The organism is Paraburkholderia sp. J63, assembly GCF_905220245.1.
Taxonomy (GTDB): Bacteria; Pseudomonadota; Gammaproteobacteria; order Burkholderiales; family Burkholderiaceae; genus Paraburkholderia.
This window is the reverse complement of the sequence record NZ_CAJMZF010000011.1, coordinates 1-19,246: the sequence shown is the minus strand read 5'-3', so window position 1 is coordinate 19,246 and position 19,246 is coordinate 1. Positions and strand designations below refer to the sequence as shown.

17 protein-coding genes and 1 tRNA gene are annotated in these 19,246 nt (G+C 67.0%); 15 read left to right on the top strand and 3 right to left on the bottom strand.

The genetic code is table 11. From position 1 onward, the window contains the following. Positions 1–18: 18 nt before the first annotated feature. A complete protein-coding gene (locus tag U5775_RS14085) occupies positions 19–1,116 on the top strand; it encodes a LysR family transcriptional regulator (RefSeq protein ID WP_322058747.1) in 1,098 nt (365 codons plus the stop codon). A gap of 138 nt (positions 1,117–1,254) precedes the next feature. On the opposite strand, the gene U5775_RS14080 is transcribed toward U5775_RS14085, so the two are convergent. The 3 genes from U5775_RS14080 to dprA form a co-directional block, all read right to left on the bottom strand. Further along, the gene (locus tag U5775_RS14080) at positions 1,255–3,915 is read right to left on the bottom strand and encodes a DNA topoisomerase III (RefSeq protein ID WP_322058746.1); all 2,661 of its coding nucleotides are present in this window, start codon (positions 3,913–3,915) and stop codon (positions 1,255–1,257) included. A gap of 280 nt (positions 3,916–4,195) precedes the next feature. Beyond that, positions 4,196–4,573, bottom strand: a complete 378-nt coding sequence (locus U5775_RS14075; protein WP_322058745.1) for a thioredoxin family protein — start codon at positions 4,571–4,573, stop codon at positions 4,196–4,198. Between the two features lie 80 nt (positions 4,574–4,653). Then, complete coding sequence (dprA, locus tag U5775_RS14070; RefSeq protein WP_322058744.1) at positions 4,654–5,919, bottom strand: DNA-processing protein DprA; 1,266 nt, start codon at positions 5,917–5,919, stop codon at positions 4,654–4,656. A 335-nt stretch (positions 5,920–6,254) separates the two neighbouring features. Here dprA and def point away from each other — a divergent pair, with 335 nt between their 5' ends. The 14 genes from def to U5775_RS14000 all read left to right on the top strand — a co-directional run bounded on the left by def (position 6,255) and on the right by U5775_RS14000 (position 19,240). Further along, complete coding sequence (gene def, locus U5775_RS14065; RefSeq protein ID WP_322058743.1) at positions 6,255–6,758, top strand: peptide deformylase; 504 nt, start codon at positions 6,255–6,257, stop codon at positions 6,756–6,758. Positions 6,759–6,809: 51 nt separating this feature from the next. Further along, positions 6,810–7,808: a methionyl-tRNA formyltransferase gene (fmt, locus tag U5775_RS14060; RefSeq protein WP_322058742.1), complete on the top strand. Its 999-nt coding sequence runs from the start codon at positions 6,810–6,812 to the stop codon at positions 7,806–7,808. Positions 7,809–7,968: 160 nt separating this feature from the next. Then, positions 7,969–8,622 carry a LysE family translocator gene (locus U5775_RS14055; RefSeq protein ID WP_322058741.1) on the top strand — a complete coding sequence of 218 codons (654 nt, stop codon included), beginning with the start codon at positions 7,969–7,971 and terminating at the stop codon, positions 8,620–8,622. 125 nt (positions 8,623–8,747) lie between these two features. Continuing rightward, complete coding sequence (gene htpX / locus U5775_RS14050; RefSeq protein WP_322058740.1) at positions 8,748–9,605, top strand: zinc metalloprotease HtpX; 858 nt, start codon at positions 8,748–8,750, stop codon at positions 9,603–9,605. Between the two features lie 203 nt (positions 9,606–9,808). Continuing rightward, complete coding sequence (rsmB, locus tag U5775_RS14045; RefSeq protein ID WP_322058739.1) at positions 9,809–11,377, top strand: 16S rRNA (cytosine(967)-C(5))-methyltransferase RsmB; 1,569 nt, start codon at positions 9,809–9,811, stop codon at positions 11,375–11,377. Beyond that, positions 11,374–11,964, top strand: a complete 591-nt coding sequence (locus U5775_RS14040; RefSeq protein ID WP_322058738.1) for a DUF4390 domain-containing protein — start codon at positions 11,374–11,376, stop codon at positions 11,962–11,964. The genes rsmB and U5775_RS14040 overlap by 4 nt, the downstream gene beginning before the upstream one ends. After that, positions 11,954–14,413 carry a PAS domain-containing sensor histidine kinase gene (locus tag U5775_RS14035; protein WP_322058737.1) on the top strand — a complete coding sequence of 820 codons (2,460 nt, stop codon included), beginning with the start codon at positions 11,954–11,956 and terminating at the stop codon, positions 14,411–14,413. Before U5775_RS14040 ends, U5775_RS14035 begins: the two co-directional genes overlap by 11 nt. Continuing rightward, complete coding sequence (gene esaR, locus U5775_RS14030) at positions 14,414–15,106, top strand: response regulator transcription factor EsaR (protein WP_322058736.1); 693 nt, start codon at positions 14,414–14,416, stop codon at positions 15,104–15,106. 65 nt (positions 15,107–15,171) lie between these two features. Then, positions 15,172–15,247 (top strand) — tRNA-Phe (locus U5775_RS14025). A 225-nt stretch (positions 15,248–15,472) separates the two neighbouring features. Continuing rightward, positions 15,473–16,207 carry a 7-cyano-7-deazaguanine synthase QueC gene (queC, locus tag U5775_RS14020; protein WP_322058735.1) on the top strand — a complete coding sequence of 245 codons (735 nt, stop codon included), beginning with the start codon at positions 15,473–15,475 and terminating at the stop codon, positions 16,205–16,207. A 162-nt stretch (positions 16,208–16,369) separates the two neighbouring features. Continuing rightward, positions 16,370–17,002 carry a 7-carboxy-7-deazaguanine synthase gene (gene queE, locus U5775_RS14015; RefSeq protein ID WP_322058734.1) on the top strand — a complete coding sequence of 211 codons (633 nt, stop codon included), beginning with the start codon at positions 16,370–16,372 and terminating at the stop codon, positions 17,000–17,002. A gap of 33 nt (positions 17,003–17,035) precedes the next feature. After that, a complete protein-coding gene (gene queD / locus U5775_RS14010) occupies positions 17,036–17,479 on the top strand; it encodes a 6-carboxytetrahydropterin synthase QueD (RefSeq protein WP_322058893.1) in 444 nt (147 codons plus the stop codon). Positions 17,480–17,702: 223 nt separating this feature from the next. Beyond that, a complete protein-coding gene (locus U5775_RS14005; protein ID WP_322058733.1) occupies positions 17,703–18,485 on the top strand; it encodes an HpcH/HpaI aldolase family protein in 783 nt (260 codons plus the stop codon). Further along, positions 18,482–19,240: a tetratricopeptide repeat protein gene (locus U5775_RS14000; protein WP_322058732.1), complete on the top strand. Its 759-nt coding sequence runs from the start codon at positions 18,482–18,484 to the stop codon at positions 19,238–19,240. Before U5775_RS14005 ends, U5775_RS14000 begins: the two co-directional genes overlap by 4 nt. Positions 19,241–19,246 lie beyond the last annotated feature (6 nt).

Below are 19,246 nucleotides of genomic sequence, written 5' to 3'. Positions count from 1 at the left end.
ACAGGCAGGAGTTGTCACATGGATCATTTGCAGTCGATGCGAGTATTCGTCAAAGTGGCCGACCTCGGCAGTTTTGCCCGGGCCGCTTCCGCGATGGATATCTCCAATGCGGTTGCAACGCGTCACGTCGCCGACCTCGAAGGACGGCTTGGCACGCGTTTGCTCAACCGCACGACCCGCAGCCTTTCCCTCACCGAGTCCGGCCAGGTTTATCTCGAGCGGGCGCGCCAGATTCTCGACGAGCTCGAAGACGTCGAGCAGATGGTGGTGGCGCGCAACCATGAGCCGGTGGGCACGCTGCGCATTGTCGCGCCCGTGGTTTTCGGGCTGCACAACCTCGCGCCCGTGCTGCAGACCTATACGCAGCGCTACCCGCAAGTGGTGCCCGACGTGACGCTGGTCGACCGTCAGGTCGATCTCGTCGAAGAAGGTTTCGATCTGGGCGTCGTGACCGCGCGCCAGATGCGCAGCGCGAGCATCGTCACGCGCCGTCTCACGACGGGCTGCATGACCGTGTGCGCCACGCCGGCCTATCTGGAGAAGCACGGCACGCCCACGCGCCCCGAGCAGCTGATGGAGCATCCATCGCTTTCGCTGCCCTCGGAGTACTGGGGCGACGAGCGGGTCTTCACGGGGCCGGATGGCGAGGTGCGCGTGCGCCCGACCAACGTGATCGTCGCGAACAACACCGAGATGCTGCGCCAGTTCGCGCTGCTCGGCATGGGCATCGCGATCCTGCCGAGCTATCTGATCGGGCGCGACATGACGCGCGGGCGTCTCGTGCGTCTGCTCGGCGACTATCGTTTGCCGCAGGTCGAGATCAACGTCGCGTATCCGAGCCGTCGCCATTTGCCGGCGAAGGTGCGCACGTTCATCGACCATCTCGTCGAGCACTTCAGCCAGACGCCGAACAGCCAGCTCGGCGAGCAATGGGTCAAAGATGGGCTCGCGCGTCCGATGAACGGCGGGGCGGCGGCGCCCGAGGCGTTCGACGGTCTGGAGCCGGTTTCCGATCTGCTCGACAGCGATCATCACGGCACGCAAGGCGAGCGCGCGTCGAAGGCGCCGCGCGTTGCGACGGGGCGTACGCGTACGTCGGCGTTGTCGCCGATATAAGAGCGTTACGTCGCTTATCGGGCGTCTAATCGGCGCCTTGATAAGTGGAAATAAAAAAGCGCAACTTTGTGAGAAGCTGCGCTTTTTTGCTGGTGTACGCCGCAGCGAGCGGTGCGCCACCCTGTGTGGTCTGCCTGATTACGAACCGGTCTTGCGTGCCGGCGTCTTGCGGGCGGCGGTCTTTTTCGCGGGCGCGGCCTTGGCGGCAGCGGTCTTGCGCGCTGGTTTCGCGCCCGTTTCGGCGGCGTCGTTCTCGTCGGCCGCATCGTTCGCGGCTTCGTCCGTTTTTGCCGTGGCGGCCGACTTCTTCGCGGCGGTCTTGGCCGCGGTCTTTGCGCTCGGCTCCTTCTTCTCGAACTCGAAGCCGATCTTGCCGTCGGGCTGCTTCACGAGGAACGCCTTGAAGTTGCGGCCCGTACGCGACGACTTGAAGTTCGTCAGCAGATCGGTGCGGCCTTCCGAAAGCAGTTTCGCCATCTGCTCGCGCGCGATTTCCTGTTGGAGGATCACCTTGCCCGAGCGGAAGTCGCAGGTCTTCGGATTCGCGACCGAATGCTCGCAGACGTAGCTCATGCCGTGCTCGAACACGCGGCCCTTGCACTTCGGGCATGCGCCCACCGGCTCCTGCTGCGAGAAGTCCGGCGCTTCGCCGTCCTCGCCGCCCTGATCCTGGCCGAAGTCGAACTCGAGCTTGTAGTTCTTGATCTCGTCGTCGAAGGAGAGCTTGAGGATGGCCGAGAACGGCCGGCCCATCTTGCTGCGGAAGCCCGAGAGCGGGCCAATCGTCTTGTTCTGCAGCAGCTCTTCGACCTCGGGGATTTCGAACTGGCGGCCGCCCGGGATCTTCGAGATCGAGAATTCGCACTTCGTGCACGCGAAGCGGCGATAGTTTTCCTTCACCTGACCACCGCAGTTCGGACACGGCGTTTCCAGCGTGGCGTAGTCGCCCGGAATGGTGTCGGAGTCGTACTCCTTCGCGCGCTTCACGATGGTTTGCGTCATGCGCGCGATTTCCTGCATGAACGCGTCGCGCGGAAGCTTGCCGCGCTCCATCTGCGCCAGCTTGTATTCCCACTCGCCGGTCAGTTCCGGCGCGGTGAGTTCCTGCACGTCGAGCCCACGCAGCAGCGTCATGAGCTGGAACGCCTTGGCCGTGGGGATCAGGTCGCGGCCTTCGCGCACGAGATATTTTTCGCCGAGCAGCCCTTCGATGATCGCCGCGCGCGTGGCCGGCGTGCCGAGGCCCTTGGCGGCCATCGCCTCGCGCAGTTCCTCGTCGTCGACAAGCTTGCCCGCGCCTTCCATCGCCGAGAGCAGCGTGGCTTCGTTGTAGCGTGCGGGCGGCTTGGTGACGAGCTGGTGCGCCGCGATCTTGTCGGTCTTGACCTTCTCGTTCTTCTGCACGGGCACGAGGTTGGCGTCGTCGCCACCGGCGTCGCGGCCATAGACCTGCAGCCAGCCCGGCTCGACCAGCACCTTGCCCTCGGTCTTGAAGTGATGGCCGGCCACTTCGGTGATGCGCGTCGTGACGCGATATTCGGCCGCCGGGAAGAACACGGCGAGGAAGCGCTTCACCACGAGGTCGTAGAGCTTCTGCTCGGGCTCCGAGAGCGACTTCGGCGCCTGCAGCGTGGGGATGATGGCGAAGTGGTCGCTGATCTTCGAGTTGTCGAAGATGCGCTTGTTCGGCTTCACCCAGCCACGGTCGAGCACCTGCTTCGCGTGCGGCAGGTAGTTGTTGCTCTCCTTGAGCATCTCGAGCGTTTCTTTCACGGTGCCGATGTAGTCCTCGGGCAGCGCGCGCGCGTCGGTACGCGGATAGGTGAGCACCTTGTGCTTTTCATACAGCGCCTGGGCGAGGCCCAGCGTGTTCTTGGCCGAAAAGCCGAAGCGGCCATTGGCTTCGCGCTGCAGGCTCGTCAGGTCGAAGAGCGCGGGCGAGAGCTGGGTGGACGGCTTCGATTCCTCGGTGACCGTGCCTTCGCGGCCATGGCAGGCGGCCACGATGGTTTCGGCGGCCGGCAGGCTCCAGAGGCGCGAGTCGCGCTTTTCCGGATCGAACTCGTCCTTCTTGAATTTCGGGTCGTACCAGCGCCCTTCGTAGAAGCCCTTTGCGCAGACGAATTCCGCGCGCACTTCCCAATAGTCGCGCGGCACGAAGCGGCGGATCTTCTCCTCGCGTTCGACGACGATCGACAAAGTTGGCGTCTGAACGCGACCCACCGTGGTCAGGAAGAAGCCGCCGCCCTTGCTGTTGAAGGCGGTCATCGCGCGGGTGCCGTTGATGCCCACGAGCCAGTCGGCTTCGGAGCGGCAGCGGGCGGCGTCGGCGAGCGGCTGCATGTCGTGGTCGCTGCGCAGGTTCGCGAAGCCGTCGCGGATCGCTTGCGGCGTCATTGACTGGAGCCACAGGCGCTGGACCGGTTGTTTGGCCTTCGCGTGCTGCGCGATCAGGCGGAAAATCAACTCGCCTTCGCGCCCCGCGTCGCATGCGTTGATGAGTTGCGTGACATCCTTGCGCTTCATCAGCTTGTTGAGCACCTTGAGCCGCGACTCGCTCTTGGCGATCGGGTTCAGGTCGAAATGCGGCGGGATGACCGGCAGGTGCGCGAAGCTCCATTTGCCTCGCTTGACTTCGTACTCTTCGGGCGCGGCGATTTCCAGCAGGTGGCCAACCGCCGACGAAAGCACGTAGTCGTCGCTTTCGTAGTACTCGTCATGCTTGGTAAATCCGCCCAAAGCGCGCGCGATATCGTTCGCGACGGATGGCTTCTCGGCGATGATCAGGGCTTTGGACATGACTGGTCGTGTGTGGGTGTATCCGGGCTTGGAATAGGGTTCGCGCCCCGCGGCTATGCCGTCCGGGTTCGCTTCGGGGCCGGCGCGGCGCGTTTCGCCTCTCGCTTAACGACCGCTTTATAGCACATGGCGCCGCGGCGGCGATTTTCGTGTCATCGGATCGATGCCGGCCGCCGTTCGCTGCGACGCCGTCGGCCTCTCGTCCGCAGGCCGCTCGTGGGGCTTTTACGGGCACGAATCACGGGCGCCAATCATATAGGCGCGGCGCGGTGGCGGGCAATCATGCCTCGGCCAGCACGGGCCGAAGCTTCGGGGCGTCGGCGACGCCCGGCAGCGCCGTGAGATCCGCGAGCATGCGCTCGACCACGGCGGCGTGCGGCAGCACCGTGCCGAAAAAGCGCGTGGCCTTGCTGTCTTCGATCAAGATGGTCGGGAAGTTTTCCACGTCGAGATCGTCGAAGCGGTCGGCGTGCGTTTCGATGTCGATCCAGGCAAAGCAGATCTCGGGATGGGCTTCGGCGATGCGGTCGAACGTCGCCCGATAGTCGCGACAGGTGCCGCACCACTGCGCGCACAGACAGGCGACGAACAGCGTGTCGCAGTCGGTGACGCGCCCGGCGATCTGGTCGGCGTCGGTGTCGAGGTCAAGCGCGGGCATGATCGTTCCTTGCGTTCTCTTCTATATAGAGAGTGTGAGCGTTGGGCGGGTATTTGGCGCGAATGTAACACGGCGGCGGGCTAGCAGTGGGGCGCCCGCGTAAACCGGCCGCCGGGCAGCGCGCTCACGTACCCGGCCAGCTCGAGCTGCAGCAGCGTGGCTTGCAGGGCGGCCTCGGTCATGTCGGTGCGCTGCGCGAGGATTTCAAGCGTGGCGGGGGCGTGGCCGAGTGCGGCAAGCAGAGCGTGCGCTTCGGGCGCGAGTGCAGCGGAGCGAGCGTGCGCTGCATCACGACCCGGCGCCGCTTCGGCTGGCGGCTCGCTCGGGGCGTTGTCGCGCGCGACGCGCGGGGGCTGCGCTTCGAATTCGAGCGGGAGCGTCATTGCGTCTGTCGAGTCGCGTTCGCGCGGCGCGCGGGTGCGCCGCGCACGTGGTGCCGGCTGCGTGAAGCGCAGCGCTTCGAGCACTTCCTCGGGCGTTTCGACCAGCTGCGCGCCTTCCTTGATCAGCCGATGACACCCGCGCGAGAGCGGCGCGTGGACCGAGCCGGGCAGCGCGAACACATCGCGTCCCATCTCGTTGGCGAGCCGCGCGGTGATGAGCGAACCCGAGCGCATCGCGGCCTCGACCACGATCACGCCCTCCACGAGTGCCGCGATCACGCGGTTGCGCTGCGGGAAATTCGCCGAACGCGCGGGCGTGCCAAGCGGCCATTCGCTGACGATCGCCCCACGCGAGGCGATTTGCGCCGCGAGCGCGTGATGTCCGGCGGGATAGACGAGGTCGGCGCCCGTGCCGATTACGGCGACGGTGCCGCCGCCGCCGCGCTCGTCCAGCGCGCCCCGATGCGCGGCGCCATCCACGCCGGACGCAAGGCCCGAGACGACCGTCACGCCCGCCGCCGCGAGCGTGCGCGCGAAGCGCGTGGCATCTTCGAGCGCTTGTGGCGTGGCGCTGCGGCTGCCCACCACGGCCACGCTGCGGGCATGCAGCAGATCGAGCCGCCCTTGCACGTAGAGGAGCGCTGGCGGGTCGGGCATCGTCAGGAGGCGCGGCGGATAGGCGGGATCGGCGAGCGTGACGAGCGCGTTGCCGGGCTGCGCACGCCAGGCGATCACGGCCGCGACTTGCTGCGCGAAGTTCGCTGCGGGCGGCGCCAGCGCGGCGCGGGCCGCTTCGGTGCCCGCCGCGGCCGCGAGCGCCTCGAACGGTTGCGCAAACACGTGCTGCGGAAGCCCGAACGCGCGAAGCAGCGCGCAGAGCGCCGCGGGCTTCAGGCCCCGCGCGTTCACGAGGCGCAGCCAGGCGCTGAGTTCGTCGGCCTCTAGCGGCAAGGGGGCGAGCATCGGCAATTCTCCGGTGGCGGGCGAAGCTGGGCCCGTCGTGATAAAATTTTCACCATCCGAAATTTATTGGCGGCGCTATGACGCATCGTCATGGCGCGCTGCGGGCGTCGTGCTGGTTGGCCGGGCTTGTGGCTGGATCTCGTGCCGATGCCGTTCACGCAGCGGCAGAACGGGCGCGAGAAGTGCTTTCGAGCCCAGCGGCGTGTTGATTCCCGTCATTTCGTTCGCATCTGTCCGACTATCTTCTGTATTCCGCGAGGGGCGCACCAGTTGGCCGAATGGCCATGCGCGCGCGAGCGCGCGGTCCGCGGCGCCCAACCAGGAACTGTCAAACCATGGCTCTACTGAACATTCTTCATTACCCGGACAAGCGTCTGCACAAGGTCGCCAAGCCCGTCGAGGTGGTCAACGACCGTATCCGCAAGCTCGTCGCCGACATGGCCGAGACCATGTACGCGGCACCCGGCGTGGGTCTTGCCGCGACCCAGGTCGACGTGCACGAGCGCGTCGTCGTGATCGACGTCTCCGAGACGCATGACGAGCTGCTCGTGTTCATCAACCCGGAAATCGTCTGGTCGAGCACCGAAAGGGACGTGCACGAGGAGGGCTGTCTCTCGGTGCCGGGCATCTACGACAACGTCGAGCGCGCGGAGAGGGTGCGCGTGCGGGCGCTCAACGAGAAGGGTGAGACCTGGGAAGTGGATTGCGAGGGCCTGCTCGCCGTGTGCATCCAGCACGAGATGGATCACCTGATGGGCAAGGTGTTCGTCCAGTATCTGTCGCCGCTCAAGCAGACGCGCATCAAGAGCAAGATGAAGAAGCTCGAGCACGCGATGTAAGCCTCGCGCGCTGCGCCGCTTCTTTCTTTCTTCGCCGATCTTTTAGCGCCCATGAGCCACTCTCTTCGCGTCATTTTTGCCGGTACGCCGGAATTCGCCGCCGCGGCGCTCGCCGCGATCCACGAGGCTGGCTTTGCCGTGCCGCTCGTGCTGACTCAGCCCGACCGTCCCGCCGGGCGCGGGATGAAGCTCCAGGCGAGCCCGGTCAAGCGCTACGCGCAGGAGCATGGCATCGCGGTGGCGCAGCCGCCTTCGTTGCGGCGCACGGGCAAGTATCCCGAGGAGGCGGCCGCGGCGCTGGATCTGCTGCGCGCGACGCCGCACGACGTGATGGTGGTGGCCGCCTACGGCCTGTTGCTGCCGCAGGAAGTGCTCGACATTCCGCGGCACGGCTGCATCAACATCCACGGGTCCATCTTGCCGCGCTGGCGCGGCGCGGCGCCGATCCACCGGGCGATCGAGGCCGGCGACGCCGAGACCGGCATCACGCTCATGCAGATGGACGCGGGCCTCGATACCGGGCCGATGATTTCGGAAGTGCGCACGCCCCTCGCGGCCACGGATACGACCGCGACGCTGCACGACCGCCTTGCCGCGCTGGGCGCGCAACTCGTGGTGGACGGGCTGATCCGGCTCGAACGCGACGGCGCGCTGCCCGTCACGCCGCAGCCCGCCGATGGCGTCACCTATGCCGAGAAGATCGGCAAGCAGGAAGCCGCGCTCGACTTCCGCCGTTCCGCCATGGTGCTCGCCCGGCAGATTCGCGCGTTCGATCCGTTCCCGGGCGGCGCGGCCACGCTGGACGGCGCGCTGCTCAAGCTGTGGTCCGCCGAACCGGCCGATGGTGTCGATGTTCCCGCTGGGGCCGCGCCGGGCCAGATCCTCGAGGTCTCGCCCGCGGGCGTCGTGGTGGCGTGCGGCGAGGGCGCCTTGCGCGTGACGCAATTGCAGAAGCCCGGCGGCAAGCGCCTGCCTGCGCGCGAATTCCTCGCCGGCATGCCGCTCGCGGCCGGCCAGCGCTTCACGTTGACCGACGCCGGCGCAGCCTAGCCCCCGCCGCATAGCCGGATGCTTTGGGCTTTCGAACATACGGTCATGCGGCGAGGCAACGCACGCACCGTCGCGCGCGTTAGAATTTGAGAGATTCGTCGGGACGGCTGCACAGGGCGGCTCGAACCCTCTTTTCGAGTCGTTTTTTGCAGAGAACGTCATGCTTGGCATCACTCATTTCGGCTTCTTTCTCGTCGCCGTCTTTCTCCTGAACGTCACGCCGGGCCCCGATACGGCCTATATCGTCGGCCGCAGCGTCGCGCAGGGCCGTAGCGCGGGGATGGTGTCGGCGCTGGGCATTTCCGCGGGCTGCTGCGTGCACGCGCTCGCCTGCGCGTTCGGGCTGACCGCGCTGCTCGCGGCTTCGGCCACGGCATTCACGGTCATCAAGCTCGTGGGCGCGTGCTATCTCGTGTACCTCGGCGTGCGCCTGATTTTCGCGAAGCAGGAAGCCCCGGCGGCCAGCGCGAACGCAGCGCAATCCACGTCGAGCGCAGCCGCGCCGCGCCCGTTGCGCCAGCTCTTCCTCTCGGGTTTCTGGACCAACGTCCTGAACCCGAAAGTCGTGCTGTTCTTCGTGTCGTTCTTCCCGCAGTTCGTGAACGTGACGAGCCCGCACAAGGTGCTCGCCTTCCTCGCGCTCGGCGCCGTGTTCGTCGTCATGAGCACGATCTGGAACAGCTTCGTCGCCTGGATCGCGGGCAGCGTGACGCAGCGCTTCTCCGGCAAGCCGGGCATCAAGAAGTGGCTCGACCGCACGGTGGGTTCGGCGTTCGTCGGCCTCGGCCTGAGGCTCGCCGCCGCCACGCGCTGAGATTGAATTTTTCCGATCCGCCCATATCTAACAAATCGCTTACAATGCGCTCGCCGCTTCGCCGGAGCGAGGCCGATGGCGGGCGTTCAACGATTTGATCCCCAATGGGTGAAGGAGCAGAGCACATGTTCAACTGGGTCAAGACCGCGATGTTGATGGCCGCGATTACGGCCCTTTTCATCGTGATTGGCGGCATGATCGGCGGGCATCGCGGCATGATGCTCGCGCTCATGCTGGCGCTCGCCATGAACTTCTTCTCGTACTGGTTCTCGGACAAGATGGTCCTGCGCATGTACAACGCGCAGGAAGTGGACGAGACCACGGCGCCGCAGTTCTATCGCATGGTCCGCGAGCTGGCCACGCGCGCCGATATTCCGATGCCGCGCGTCTACCTCATCAACGAAGACGCACCCAACGCGTTCGCCACGGGCCGCAATCCCGAGCACGCGGCAGTAGCCGCCACCACCGGCATCCTGCGCGTGCTGTCCGAGCGCGAGATGCGCGGGGTGATGGCGCACGAGCTCGCGCACGTGAAGCATCGCGACATCCTCATTTCGACGATCTCGGCCACCATGGCCGGCGCGATCTCGGCGCTCGCGAATTTCGCGATGTTCTTCGGCGGCCGCGACGAGAACGGCCGTCCGGCTAACCCCATCGCCAGCATTGCCGTCGCGCTGCTGGCGCCGATCGCGGGCGCGCTCATCCAGATGGCGATTTCGCGGGCGCGCGAGTTCGAGGCCGATCGCGGCGGCGCGCAGATTTCGGGCGATCCGCAGGCGCTGGCTTCGGCGCTCGACAAGATCCATCGCTACGCGCAGGGCATTCCGTTCCCGGCTGCCGAGCAGCATCCGGCCACGGCGCAGATGATGATCATGAATCCGCTCTCGGGCGGCGGCGTGGCGAATCTGTTCTCGACGCACCCCGCCACCGAGGAGCGCATCGCGCGTCTCATGGAAATGGCCCGCACCGGCCGCTTCGACTGAAGCCGCGAAGCACGCATGCGCAAGGGCAGACCTTCGGGTCTGCCTTTTTTATTGGCGCGTCAGATGAGCGAGGCGATCCGCGCCCGCGCTGCCGATTGCGTCAGGCGCGCGGCGTTGCGTCCACGCCACGCTACAATGGCTCGCTTGTGGTTTGCTTTTGCACGATTCGCCGCGCCCTCTCGCGGCCCGCTTCCGGTTCCTCCATGACATCCAGTTCCTCCCGCCGCCCGTCCGGCTCATCCTCGTCCGGCCAGCCACGCGCCAAAAACGCCGGGCGTCCCGCCGCATCGGCGCGCCGGACCGGTGAGGCCAAGCCAGGCGGGGCCGTCCACCTGGCCCCCGACTCGCTCGGCTTCGCGCTCGACCAGGCGGCGCACGCCGTGGGCGCGGTGCGCGCGGGCGCGGCGCTGCCGGCGGCGCTCGCGAGCGCTTTTGCCGCGCTCCCGCACGACGTCGCGGCGCTGGCGCGCGGCGCCGTGCAGGACATCGCGTATCGCACGATGCGGCGCCTCGGCACCGTGGACTGGCTGATCAAGCAGCGCGTGAGCAAGGCGCCGCCGCCGCTCGTGACGAACCTGCTGGCGTGCGCGCTGGCGCTGCTCGTCGACGATGAGGCGCACGCCGCCTATACGCCGTTCACCGTCGTCGACCAGGCGGTGCGCGCGATCGGTGCGCGCCGCGAGGTGGCCTTCGCGAAGGGCCTCGTGAACGCGGTGCTGCGCGGCTTTTTGCGCGAGCGCGAGAGTGCGCTCGCCGCCGCGCAGGCCGACGAAGTCGCGCGCTGGAACTATCCGCAATGGTGGATCGACGCGGTCCGCCGCGCGTGGCCCGAGCGCTGGCAGGCGATTCTCGAGGCCGGCAACACCCAGGGGCCGCTCACGCTGCGCGTGAACGCGCGCCGCACGAGCGCCGCCGACTACGTGCAGCGCCTCGCCGCGGAAAACCTCGCCGCGACGCAGATCGGCGCGCATGCCGTGCGGCTCGCCGCGCCGCTGCCCGTCGACCGCATTCCGGGCTTCATGGCCGGCGACATTTCGGTGCAGGACGCGGGCGCGCAAATCGCGGCGCAAATCATCGACGTGCGCGACGGCATGCGCGTGCTCGACGCGTGTGCGGCGCCCGGCGGCAAGAGCGGCCATCTGCTCGAACTCGCCGACATCGACCTGATCGCGCTCGAAAGCGATGCCACGCGCGCGACGCGCATCGGCGAGAACTTCGCACGCCTTGGCTTTTCGACCGATCAAGCCGATGGCGATGCAGACGCAGACGCACAACTTCCCGCACGGCACGCACGCGTCGTGATCGGCGACGCGGGTGCGCCCGCGAACTGGTTCGACGGCGAGCCATTCGACCGCATTCTCGCGGACGTGCCGTGCTCGGCCTCGGGCATCGTGCGCCGCCATCCCGACATCCGCTGGCTGCGTCGCCAAAGCGATATCGCGGCGCTCGCGCAGGAGCAGCGCCGCATCGTCGAGGCGCTGTGGGCGCTCGTCAAGCCGGGTGGCGAGCTGCTCTACGTAACGTGCTCGATCTTCCCCGAGGAGGGCGAGGCGCAGGCGAGCTGGTTTGAAAGCACCCACGCGGATGCGGTACGATTGGACGCGCCGGGGCAACTGCTGCCCGCGGCCGACGGCGCGCCGGCCGGGGGGCCCGACAGCGGCGCAGCCCATGCGGCGCGGCCGGATGCCGATGCACAGCACGACGCCCGCCCCGTTCCCGATCGCACCGCAGATCACGACGGCTTCTTCTACGCGCGCTTTCAGAAACGGTGACCATCAAACGCTTCTTCCCGCTACGCTTCGCGGTCCTGATCTGGATCGCGCTGGCTTTCGGCTTCGCGGCCGTCACGCCGGCGCGCGCCGATTCGATCTCGGTGCAGCGGGCGTCGCTGCAGGCCGACGGCACGGGCTGGAGCCTCGACGCCCGCTTCGACTTCGACCTCAACAGCAGCCTGGAAGACGCGGTCAACAAGGGCATTCCGCTCTACTTCACCACCGACTTCGAGCTCACGCGTCCGCGCTGGTACTGGTTCGACGAGCAGCCGGTGAGCGTTTCGCAAAGCATCCGTCTCTCGTTCCAGCCGCTCACGCGCGAGTATCGTGTTTCGAGCGGCGGGCTGCAGCTCGGCTTCACGACGCTCGCCGATGCGCTCGCCGTCATCAAGCACGTCACCTCGTGGCACGTGATCGACAGCAAGCAGGTGCATCCGGGCGAAACCTATACGGCGTCGGTGCGCATGCAGCTCGACGTCGCGCTCATGCCCAAGCCGTTCCAGATAGATGCGGTCAACAATCGCGACTGGAATCTCGCTTCGGACTGGAAGCGCTTTAACTTCACGGTGACCGAACGTGCTAAATAAAGTACGCCGCGCCACCAGTGTCAGCAGCGTCGTCGTCAAGCTGCTCGTTTCCACCGTCGCGTTCACGGCGACGCTGCTGCTCGTGCTGCTTGCCGCCGCGAGCGCGAACACCGAATTCTTCGACCGCTACTACGGCTGGCTCTACGCGGCCAATATCGTCGTCGCGCTGATCTTCCTCTCGGTGGTGACGGCGCTCGTGATCGTGATCGTCGTGCGCTTGCGGCGCGGCAAGTTCGGCACGCGCTTGCTGGCCAAGCTCGCGTTTTTCTTCGCGCTCGTGGGCGTGGTGCCGGGCGGCATCATCTACATCGTTTCGTACCAGTTCGTCTCGCGCTCGATCGAGTCGTGGTTCGACGTGAACGTGGAGACCGCGCTCACGGCGGGCCTGAATCTCGGGCGCGGCATGCTCGACGCGTCGCTCTCCGACCTGCAGACCAAGGCGCGCCTGATGGCCGAGCAGATCGCGAACGGCGAGGCCGCGGGCACCACGCTCACGCTCTTGCGCGCGCGCGACCAGTTCGGCGTGCAGGACGCCACCATCGTCGAGCCGGTGCGCAGCATGTCGGGCGCGGCGCCGGACATGCACGTGGTCGCGCAGGCGTCGAGCAACTTCTCCTCGCTGATGCCGGCCGATCTGCCCACGCCGCTCATGATCGATCAGGCGCGCGGGCGCGGCTATGCGGCGATCGAAGGCGAAGTCGACGGCGACCCGCGTCTGCACGGTCCGAAGGGCGCGCTGCGCCTGCGCGTCGTCACGCGCATTCCCGACGCGAACACCACCGACCTGCAGCCCGCCGAGCGCTTCCTGCAACTGGAGCAGCCGGTGCCCGCCGCGCTCGCACGCAACGCCGACGCCGTGCAGCGCGCCTATCGCGAGTACCAGGAGAAGGCGCTGGGCCGCACGGGCTTGCGCAAGATGTACATCGGCACGCTCACGCTCGCGCTGTTTCTCGCCACCTTCGTCGCGATGATGCTGGCGCTCGCGCTCGGCAACCAGCTTGCGCGCCCGCTGTTCCTGCTCGCGCAGGGCACCAAGGAAGTGACCGAGGGCGACTACACGCCCAAGCGCGAAATCAAGTCGCGCGACGAGCTGGGCTTCCTCACGCAATCGTTCAATGCGATGACGCGCCAGCTCTCCGAAGCGCGCCAGGCCGTGGAGAAGAACCGCGTCGCGCTCGAGCATTCGAAGGCATATCTCGAGAGCATCCTCGCGAATCTCACGGCGGGCGTGTTCGTGTTCGACCGCCAGTTCCGGCTGACGACGGCCAACCCCGGCGCCGAGCGCATCTTCCGCCATCCGTTCCAGACGCAGCTCGGCCTGCCCATCGATCACGTGACGGCGCTCGGCGATTTCGCGGCGATGGTGCGCAAGGCCTTCGCCGACCAGGAAGCCTCGCGCACCGACCGCGAAAGCGGCGACGTGGACCACGGCCACTGGCAGCAGCAGTTCTCGGTGCCGGTCGCGGGCGAGACCGATCCGCTCACGCTGCTCGTGCGCGGCGCGCGCCTCGTGTCCGATACGGGCCGAGACGCCGGCGACATGCAGACGTCGGGCTACGTGGTCGTGTTCGACGACATCTCCGACGTGATCTCGGCGCAGCGCTCGGTCGCGTGGGGCGAAGTCGCGCGGCGCCTCGCGCACGAGATCAAGAATCCGCTCACGCCGATCCAGCTTTCCGCGGAGCGCCTGCAGATGAAGCTCTCCGACAAGCTCGCGCCCTCGGACGCCGAAGTGCTCAAGCGCGGCGCGACCACCATCGTCAATCAGGTCGCGGCGATGAAGCAGATGGTCGACGACTTCCGCGACTACGCGCGCACGCCGCCCGCGGTGCTCGCGAGCCTGCAGTTGAACGAGCTCGTGAGCGAAGTGCTCACGCTCTATGGCGCGGAGGAAGGCAAGAGCGCGATCAAGGTCGAGCTTTCCGCGTTGCCGGTCATCCGGGGCGACGCGACGCAATTGCGCCAGGTCATTCATAACCTCTTGCAGAATGCGCAGGATGCGGTGGCCGACGTCGAGACTCCACACGTAATGCTCGAGACGCGGGCCGTAGAATATGGCGATCCGGATGCGGACGGCCACACGCGCGTCGCGGTGCGTCTCACGGTGTCGGACAACGGGCCCGGCTTTCCGGCGCGCATTCTCACGCGCGCGTTCGAACCGTATGTGACGACCAAGGCCAAAGGAACAGGACTCGGGCTTGCGATGGTCAAGAAGATCGTCGACGAGCACGGCGCGCGCATCGACATCCGCAATCGCATGAAAGCGGGCGACGTGATAGAAGGCGCGCAGATCTCGATTCTCTTTCTCCAGCTGGCGGACGACGCCAATCCGGGCGCCCCGCCTGGTGCCACGCTGCCGGATGCCGCCACCCGCGGCACCCGGGGCAAGGCGGCGCGCGCGGCAGCGGAGCAGGGATCAAAAGCAACAGTGCAGACAAGGGCAGCGTAAATGGCAACCATCCTGGTGGTAGACGACGAAATGGGCATCCGGGAATTGCTCTCGGAGATCCTCAGCGACGAAGGGCACGTGGTGGAGCTCGCGGAAGACGCGCAGCAGGCGCGCGAATTCCGTCAGCGTCAGGTGCCGGACCTGGTGCTGCTCGATATCTGGATGCCGGACACCGATGGCGTCACGCTGCTCAAGGAATGGGCGGCGCAGGGCCATCTGACGATGCCCGTCATCATGATGTCGGGGCATGCGACCATCGACACGGCCGTCGAGGCGACCAAGATCGGCGCGCTCAACTTCCTCGAAAAACCGATCGCGCTGCAAAAGCTCCTGAAGGCGGTCGAGCAGGGGCTCGCGCGCGGCAGCGCCGCGCCGGTGCCGGCGAGCGCGCCGGGCGGGGCCAAGCCGGCGTCGGGCGGGCCGGCCGCGGTGGCGTCGGCGGCCGCGCTGCCGGTGCTGGGCGCCGACGGCGTGCAGGGCGGAACGGCCGCGACAGGCGTGGCGTCGATCTCGTTCGACATCCCGTTGCGCGACGCGCGCGACGCGTTCGAGCGCGCCTACTTCGAGTACCACCTCGCGCGCGAGAACGGCAGCATGACGCGCGTGGCCGAGAAGACCGGCCTCGAGCGCACGCACCTGTACCGCAAGCTCAAGCAGCTCGGCGTGGACCTCGGCAAGAGCAAGGGCGAATGAGCTAACTTTTTTGCGAAAGCCCTTGCGCGGGTCCGTCAGGATCGCTATAATCTTCTTTCTTCGTTGGCCCGGTAGCTCAGTTGGTAGAGCAGCGGATTGAAAATCCGCGTGTCGATGGTTCGATTCCGTCCCAGGCCACCAGAATGCAGCCCCAGGAGATCGTACGATTCCTGGGGCTTTTTCGTTGGGCGGGTTTTCCGGGCGCCATGCCGACCCACGCGGTTGGGATATCAGCGGTATAAAGTAGCGCCGATATCGGCCAAAAAGCCGCAGCCTATACTGCATTGGCCGGCAGCTCAGGCCGGTCCGTGCGGCGGGTTTCCAGGGCTTGCGACCGCGCGGAACCTCTCAACACGGAGTTTCACGGTGACTCGAACAGAACCCAGGAACGGCGCGCTCGTGCTGTTTTCCGGCGGCCAGGACTCGGCTACGTGCCTTGCCTGGGCGCTCGACCGTTACGATACCGTCGAGACGCTCGGCTTCGATTACGGCCAGCGTCATCGCGTCGAACTGGAATGCCGTGACGGCTTTCGCGCGGCCATTGCGCAGGCGTTTCCCGCGTGGGGCGAGCGGCTCGGCGACGATCACATGATCGATCTCTCGGTGCTCGGCTCGATCAGCGACACGGCCATGACGCGCGAAATCGAGATCGAAACGGCCGCAAGCGGCCTGCCGAATACCTTCGTGCCGGGCCGCAACCTGATGTTCATGCAGATCGCCGCGGCGATCGCTTACCGGCGCGGACTCAAGGTGCTCGTGGGCGGCATGTGCGAGACCGACTTCTCGGGCTATCCCGATTGCCGCGACGACACCATGAAGTCGCTGCAGGTCACGCTCAATCTCGGCATGGACAGCCGCTTCGTGATCGAGACGCCGCTCATGTGGCTCGACAAGGCCGACACGTGGCGCCTCGCGCAAACGCTCGGCGGCGAGCCGCTGGTCGAGCTGGTGCGCGTGGAAACGCATACCTGCTACGTGGGCGAGCGCGCCGAGCTCCACGACTGGGGCTTCGGCTGCGGCGAGTGCCCGGCATGCAAGCTGCGCAAGCGCGGCTACGAGGCGTACCTCGCGGGCGAAAAGGTAACGGAAGCGCCGGTCTGAACGGATGACGGGCGCGAGGCCACGCGCGATGGCGGCAGCCATGCAGCGTGGCGGCAGGAGCGGGGCGGCGCACGGGCGGCGCGCCTCGCGAACAGACGATCAGCGCCCGAAATAACCCGTTCCTCGAGCGTCGACACGCGGGGAAAACGATCAGGCAGCACCATGACTTACGCGGTAAAGGAAATTTTCTATACGTTGCAGGGCGAAGGCGCGAACGCCGGGCGTCCGGCCGTGTTCTGCCGGTTCGCCGGCTGCAATCTGTGGTCGGGCCGCGAGGAAGACCGCGAAGCGGCGGTCTGCCGCTTCTGTGACACCGATTTCGTGGGCACCGACGGCGAGAACGGCGGCAAGTACCGCACGCCCGAGGAGCTCGTCGCGATGATCGCGTCGCTCTGGCCCGAAGGCGAAGGCAACCGCTTCGTCGTCTGCACGGGCGGCGAGCCGATGCTGCAGATCGATCAGCCGTTCGTCGACGCGCTGCACGCGGCCGGCTTCACGATCGCCATCGAAACGAACGGCTCGCTGCCGGTGCTGGAAACCATTGATTGGGTGTGCGTGAGCCCGAAGGCCGACGCGCCGCTCGTGGTCACGAAGGGCAACGAGCTCAAGGTCGTGGTCCCGCAGGACAACCAGCGCCTCGCCGAGTACGCGTTGCTCGATTTCGAGTATTTTCTCGTCCAGCCGATGGACGGCGCGTCGCGCGACCTGAACACGAAGCTCGCCGTCGACTGGTGCAAGCGGCATCCGCAATGGCGCCTCTCGATGCAGACGCACAAGTACCTGAACATTCCCTGATTTTTGCCCCGAATTTTTCCGAATAGCGCCGTGCTGACGATCACCCGAAAACTCGAATTCGATGCGGGCCACCGCATCCCCGACCACCGCAGCCAGTGCCGTAACCTGCACGGCCATCGCTACGTGCTGGAAGTCACGCTGCAAGGCGACACCGTCGAGACGGAAGGCGCGCCCGACCGCGGCATGGTGATGGATTTCGCCGACGTGAAGGCGCTCGCGAACCAGCATCTCGTCGATCTGTGGGACCACGCGTTCATCGTCTTCGAAGGCGACACGCAGGTGCGCGGCTTCCTCGAGACGCTGCCCGGCCACAAGACGGTCGTGATCGACCGCATCCCGACCGTGGAGAACCTCGCGGCCATCGCGTTCGAGATTCTCGCGAACGTCTACGACGCGCACTACGGCGTGAATCTGCAACTGCAGAAGGTGCGTCTGTACGAGACGCCGAACTGCTGGGCCGAAGTCACGCGCGCTTAAGGCGCCACCAGGCCACCACCAAGCCGCGATCGCGCCCCGCAAGCCCGGGTTTTCCGCCCGGCCCGCGAACTTTTGTCGCGGTATGATCGCTCCGGCAAGGCCGCGCATCCGACGCGCGGCCCGATAACACAACGGAGCGAGACATGCCGGCTGCGGCGCTGCTGCCGGGCCACGAGGCCCGCGCGGGATGCGCGCGTCCCGCAGCCTCGCCGGGAGCACGGCGATGAGCACCTTCACCAATCCCCTCAAGGAACGCCTCAAGGAAGCCGAGCCGCTTTATGGCCTGTGGCTTTCGATGGGCAGCGAGACCGCCGCCGAGGCGCTCGCGCATGCCGGTTTCGACTGGCTGCTGATCGACATGGAGCACACGCCCAACGACAGCGGCGACATCATCGCGCAACTGCGCGCCATCGCGGCGGCGCATCTGCCGACCGAGCCCGTCGTGCGCGTGCCGGCCAACGAGCCGTGGCTCGTCAAACGCGTGCTCGACGCGGGCGTGCGCACGGTGATGTTTCCCAACGTGGCGTCCGCCGACGAAGCCGCGCGCGTGGTGAGCTACACCCAGTATCCCGATGCCAATACGCCGAACGGCCAGCGCGGCGTCGCGGGCGTCGTGCGTGCGGCGGCCTATGGCATGCGGCGCGACTATCTGCATGGCGCGAACGCGCAGATCGCGTCGATCGTGCAGATCGAATCGGCGGCGGCACTCGACGATGTCGAGAAGATCGCGGCGGTGGCGGGCGTCGATTGCCTCTTCGTCGGGCCCGCCGATCTGGCCGCGAGCCTCGGCCATCTGGGCGACTCGAAGCATCCCGACGTCGTGGCCGCGATGACGCGCATCGTTGCCGCCGCGCGCGCGGCGGGCGTGGCCGCGGGCATCTTTGCGATGGACGCCGCGCAGGCGAAGCAGTATCGCGAGATGGGCTTCAACTTCGTCGCGCTGGCCGCCGACGTCATCTGGCTCATGCGCGCGACGCGCCAGGCGCTCCAGGAGGCGAGATCATGAGGCGTCCGAACGTGTTGCTGGCGCGGAAGGTCCGTGCGGCGGCGGTCGCAGCGTGCGTCGCCGCTGGGGCGCTGGGCGCGAGCGGACTCGCGGCCGCGGCGGGCGCGGGTTCGGCCTCTGCGCCGGCTGTGCACGCTACGGGCGCGGAATCCGATCCGCAAACGGCCAACGCCGTCGCCGACTACAACGCCGGCAATCTCACGACCGCGCGCACCGAATTCCAGGCCGCCGCCGCACGCGGCAACCGGCTCGCCGAGTTCAACTACGCGATGATGCTGGTGAACGGCGAAGGCGGCGCCGCCGACGTGGGCGAAGGCCGCAAGTGGCTGCGCAAGGCCGCCGACGCGAACATGTCCCACGCGCAATACGTCTACGGCAAGATGTACGACGACGGCGATTTCGTCGAGCGCGATCCGGTGCAGGCGCATCAGTGGTTCCTGAAGGCCGCGAAGCAGGGCCATGTGCAGGCCGAGCTCGCGCTTGCGAACCAGTATCTCGACGGGCGCGGCACCTCGCGCGACAACAAGCAGGCGTTCTACTGGTACAAGAAGGCCGCGGAAGGCGGCGACATGACGGCGCAGTACGTGACCGGCTCGTTCTACGAGCGCGGCGGCGACGGCGTGCCGAAGAACCTGAACGTTGCGCGCGCCTACTACGCGGCGGCGGCGGCGCAGGGCGACCAGGTGGCGCTGCTCAAGTACAAGCAGTTGAGTGCGCAATTGATGAAGTCGGCGCCGCAACAGGCACCGCAATAGCCGCCG

Bases quoted from the DNA above. Each gene is read 5' to 3' on its own strand.
- U5775_RS14080 (WP_322058746.1), bottom strand. From the start codon at position 3,915: ATGTCCAAAGCCCTGATCATCGCCGAGAAGCCATCCGTCGCGAACGAT.
- esaR (WP_322058736.1), top strand. From the start codon at position 14,414: ATGGCAACCATCCTGGTGGTAGACGACGAAATGGGCATCCGGGAATTG.
- U5775_RS14000 (WP_322058732.1), top strand. From the start codon at position 18,482: ATGAGGCGTCCGAACGTGTTGCTGGCGCGGAAGGTCCGTGCGGCGGCG.
- rsmB (WP_322058739.1), top strand. From the start codon at position 9,809: ATGACATCCAGTTCCTCCCGCCGCCCGTCCGGCTCATCCTCGTCCGGC.
- fmt (WP_322058742.1), top strand. From the start codon at position 6,810: ATGAGCCACTCTCTTCGCGTCATTTTTGCCGGTACGCCGGAATTCGCC.
- dprA (WP_322058744.1), bottom strand. From the start codon at position 5,919: ATGCTCGCCCCCTTGCCGCTAGAGGCCGACGAACTCAGCGCCTGGCTG.
- U5775_RS14055 (WP_322058741.1), top strand. From the start codon at position 7,969: ATGCTTGGCATCACTCATTTCGGCTTCTTTCTCGTCGCCGTCTTTCTC.
- htpX (WP_322058740.1), top strand. From the start codon at position 8,748: ATGTTCAACTGGGTCAAGACCGCGATGTTGATGGCCGCGATTACGGCC.
- U5775_RS14075 (WP_322058745.1), bottom strand. From the start codon at position 4,573: ATGCCCGCGCTTGACCTCGACACCGACGCCGACCAGATCGCCGGGCGC.
- queE (WP_322058734.1), top strand. From the start codon at position 16,370: ATGACTTACGCGGTAAAGGAAATTTTCTATACGTTGCAGGGCGAAGGC.
- U5775_RS14085 (WP_322058747.1), top strand. From the start codon at position 19: ATGGATCATTTGCAGTCGATGCGAGTATTCGTCAAAGTGGCCGACCTC.
- def (WP_322058743.1), top strand. From the start codon at position 6,255: ATGGCTCTACTGAACATTCTTCATTACCCGGACAAGCGTCTGCACAAG.
- U5775_RS14005 (WP_322058733.1), top strand. From the start codon at position 17,703: ATGAGCACCTTCACCAATCCCCTCAAGGAACGCCTCAAGGAAGCCGAG.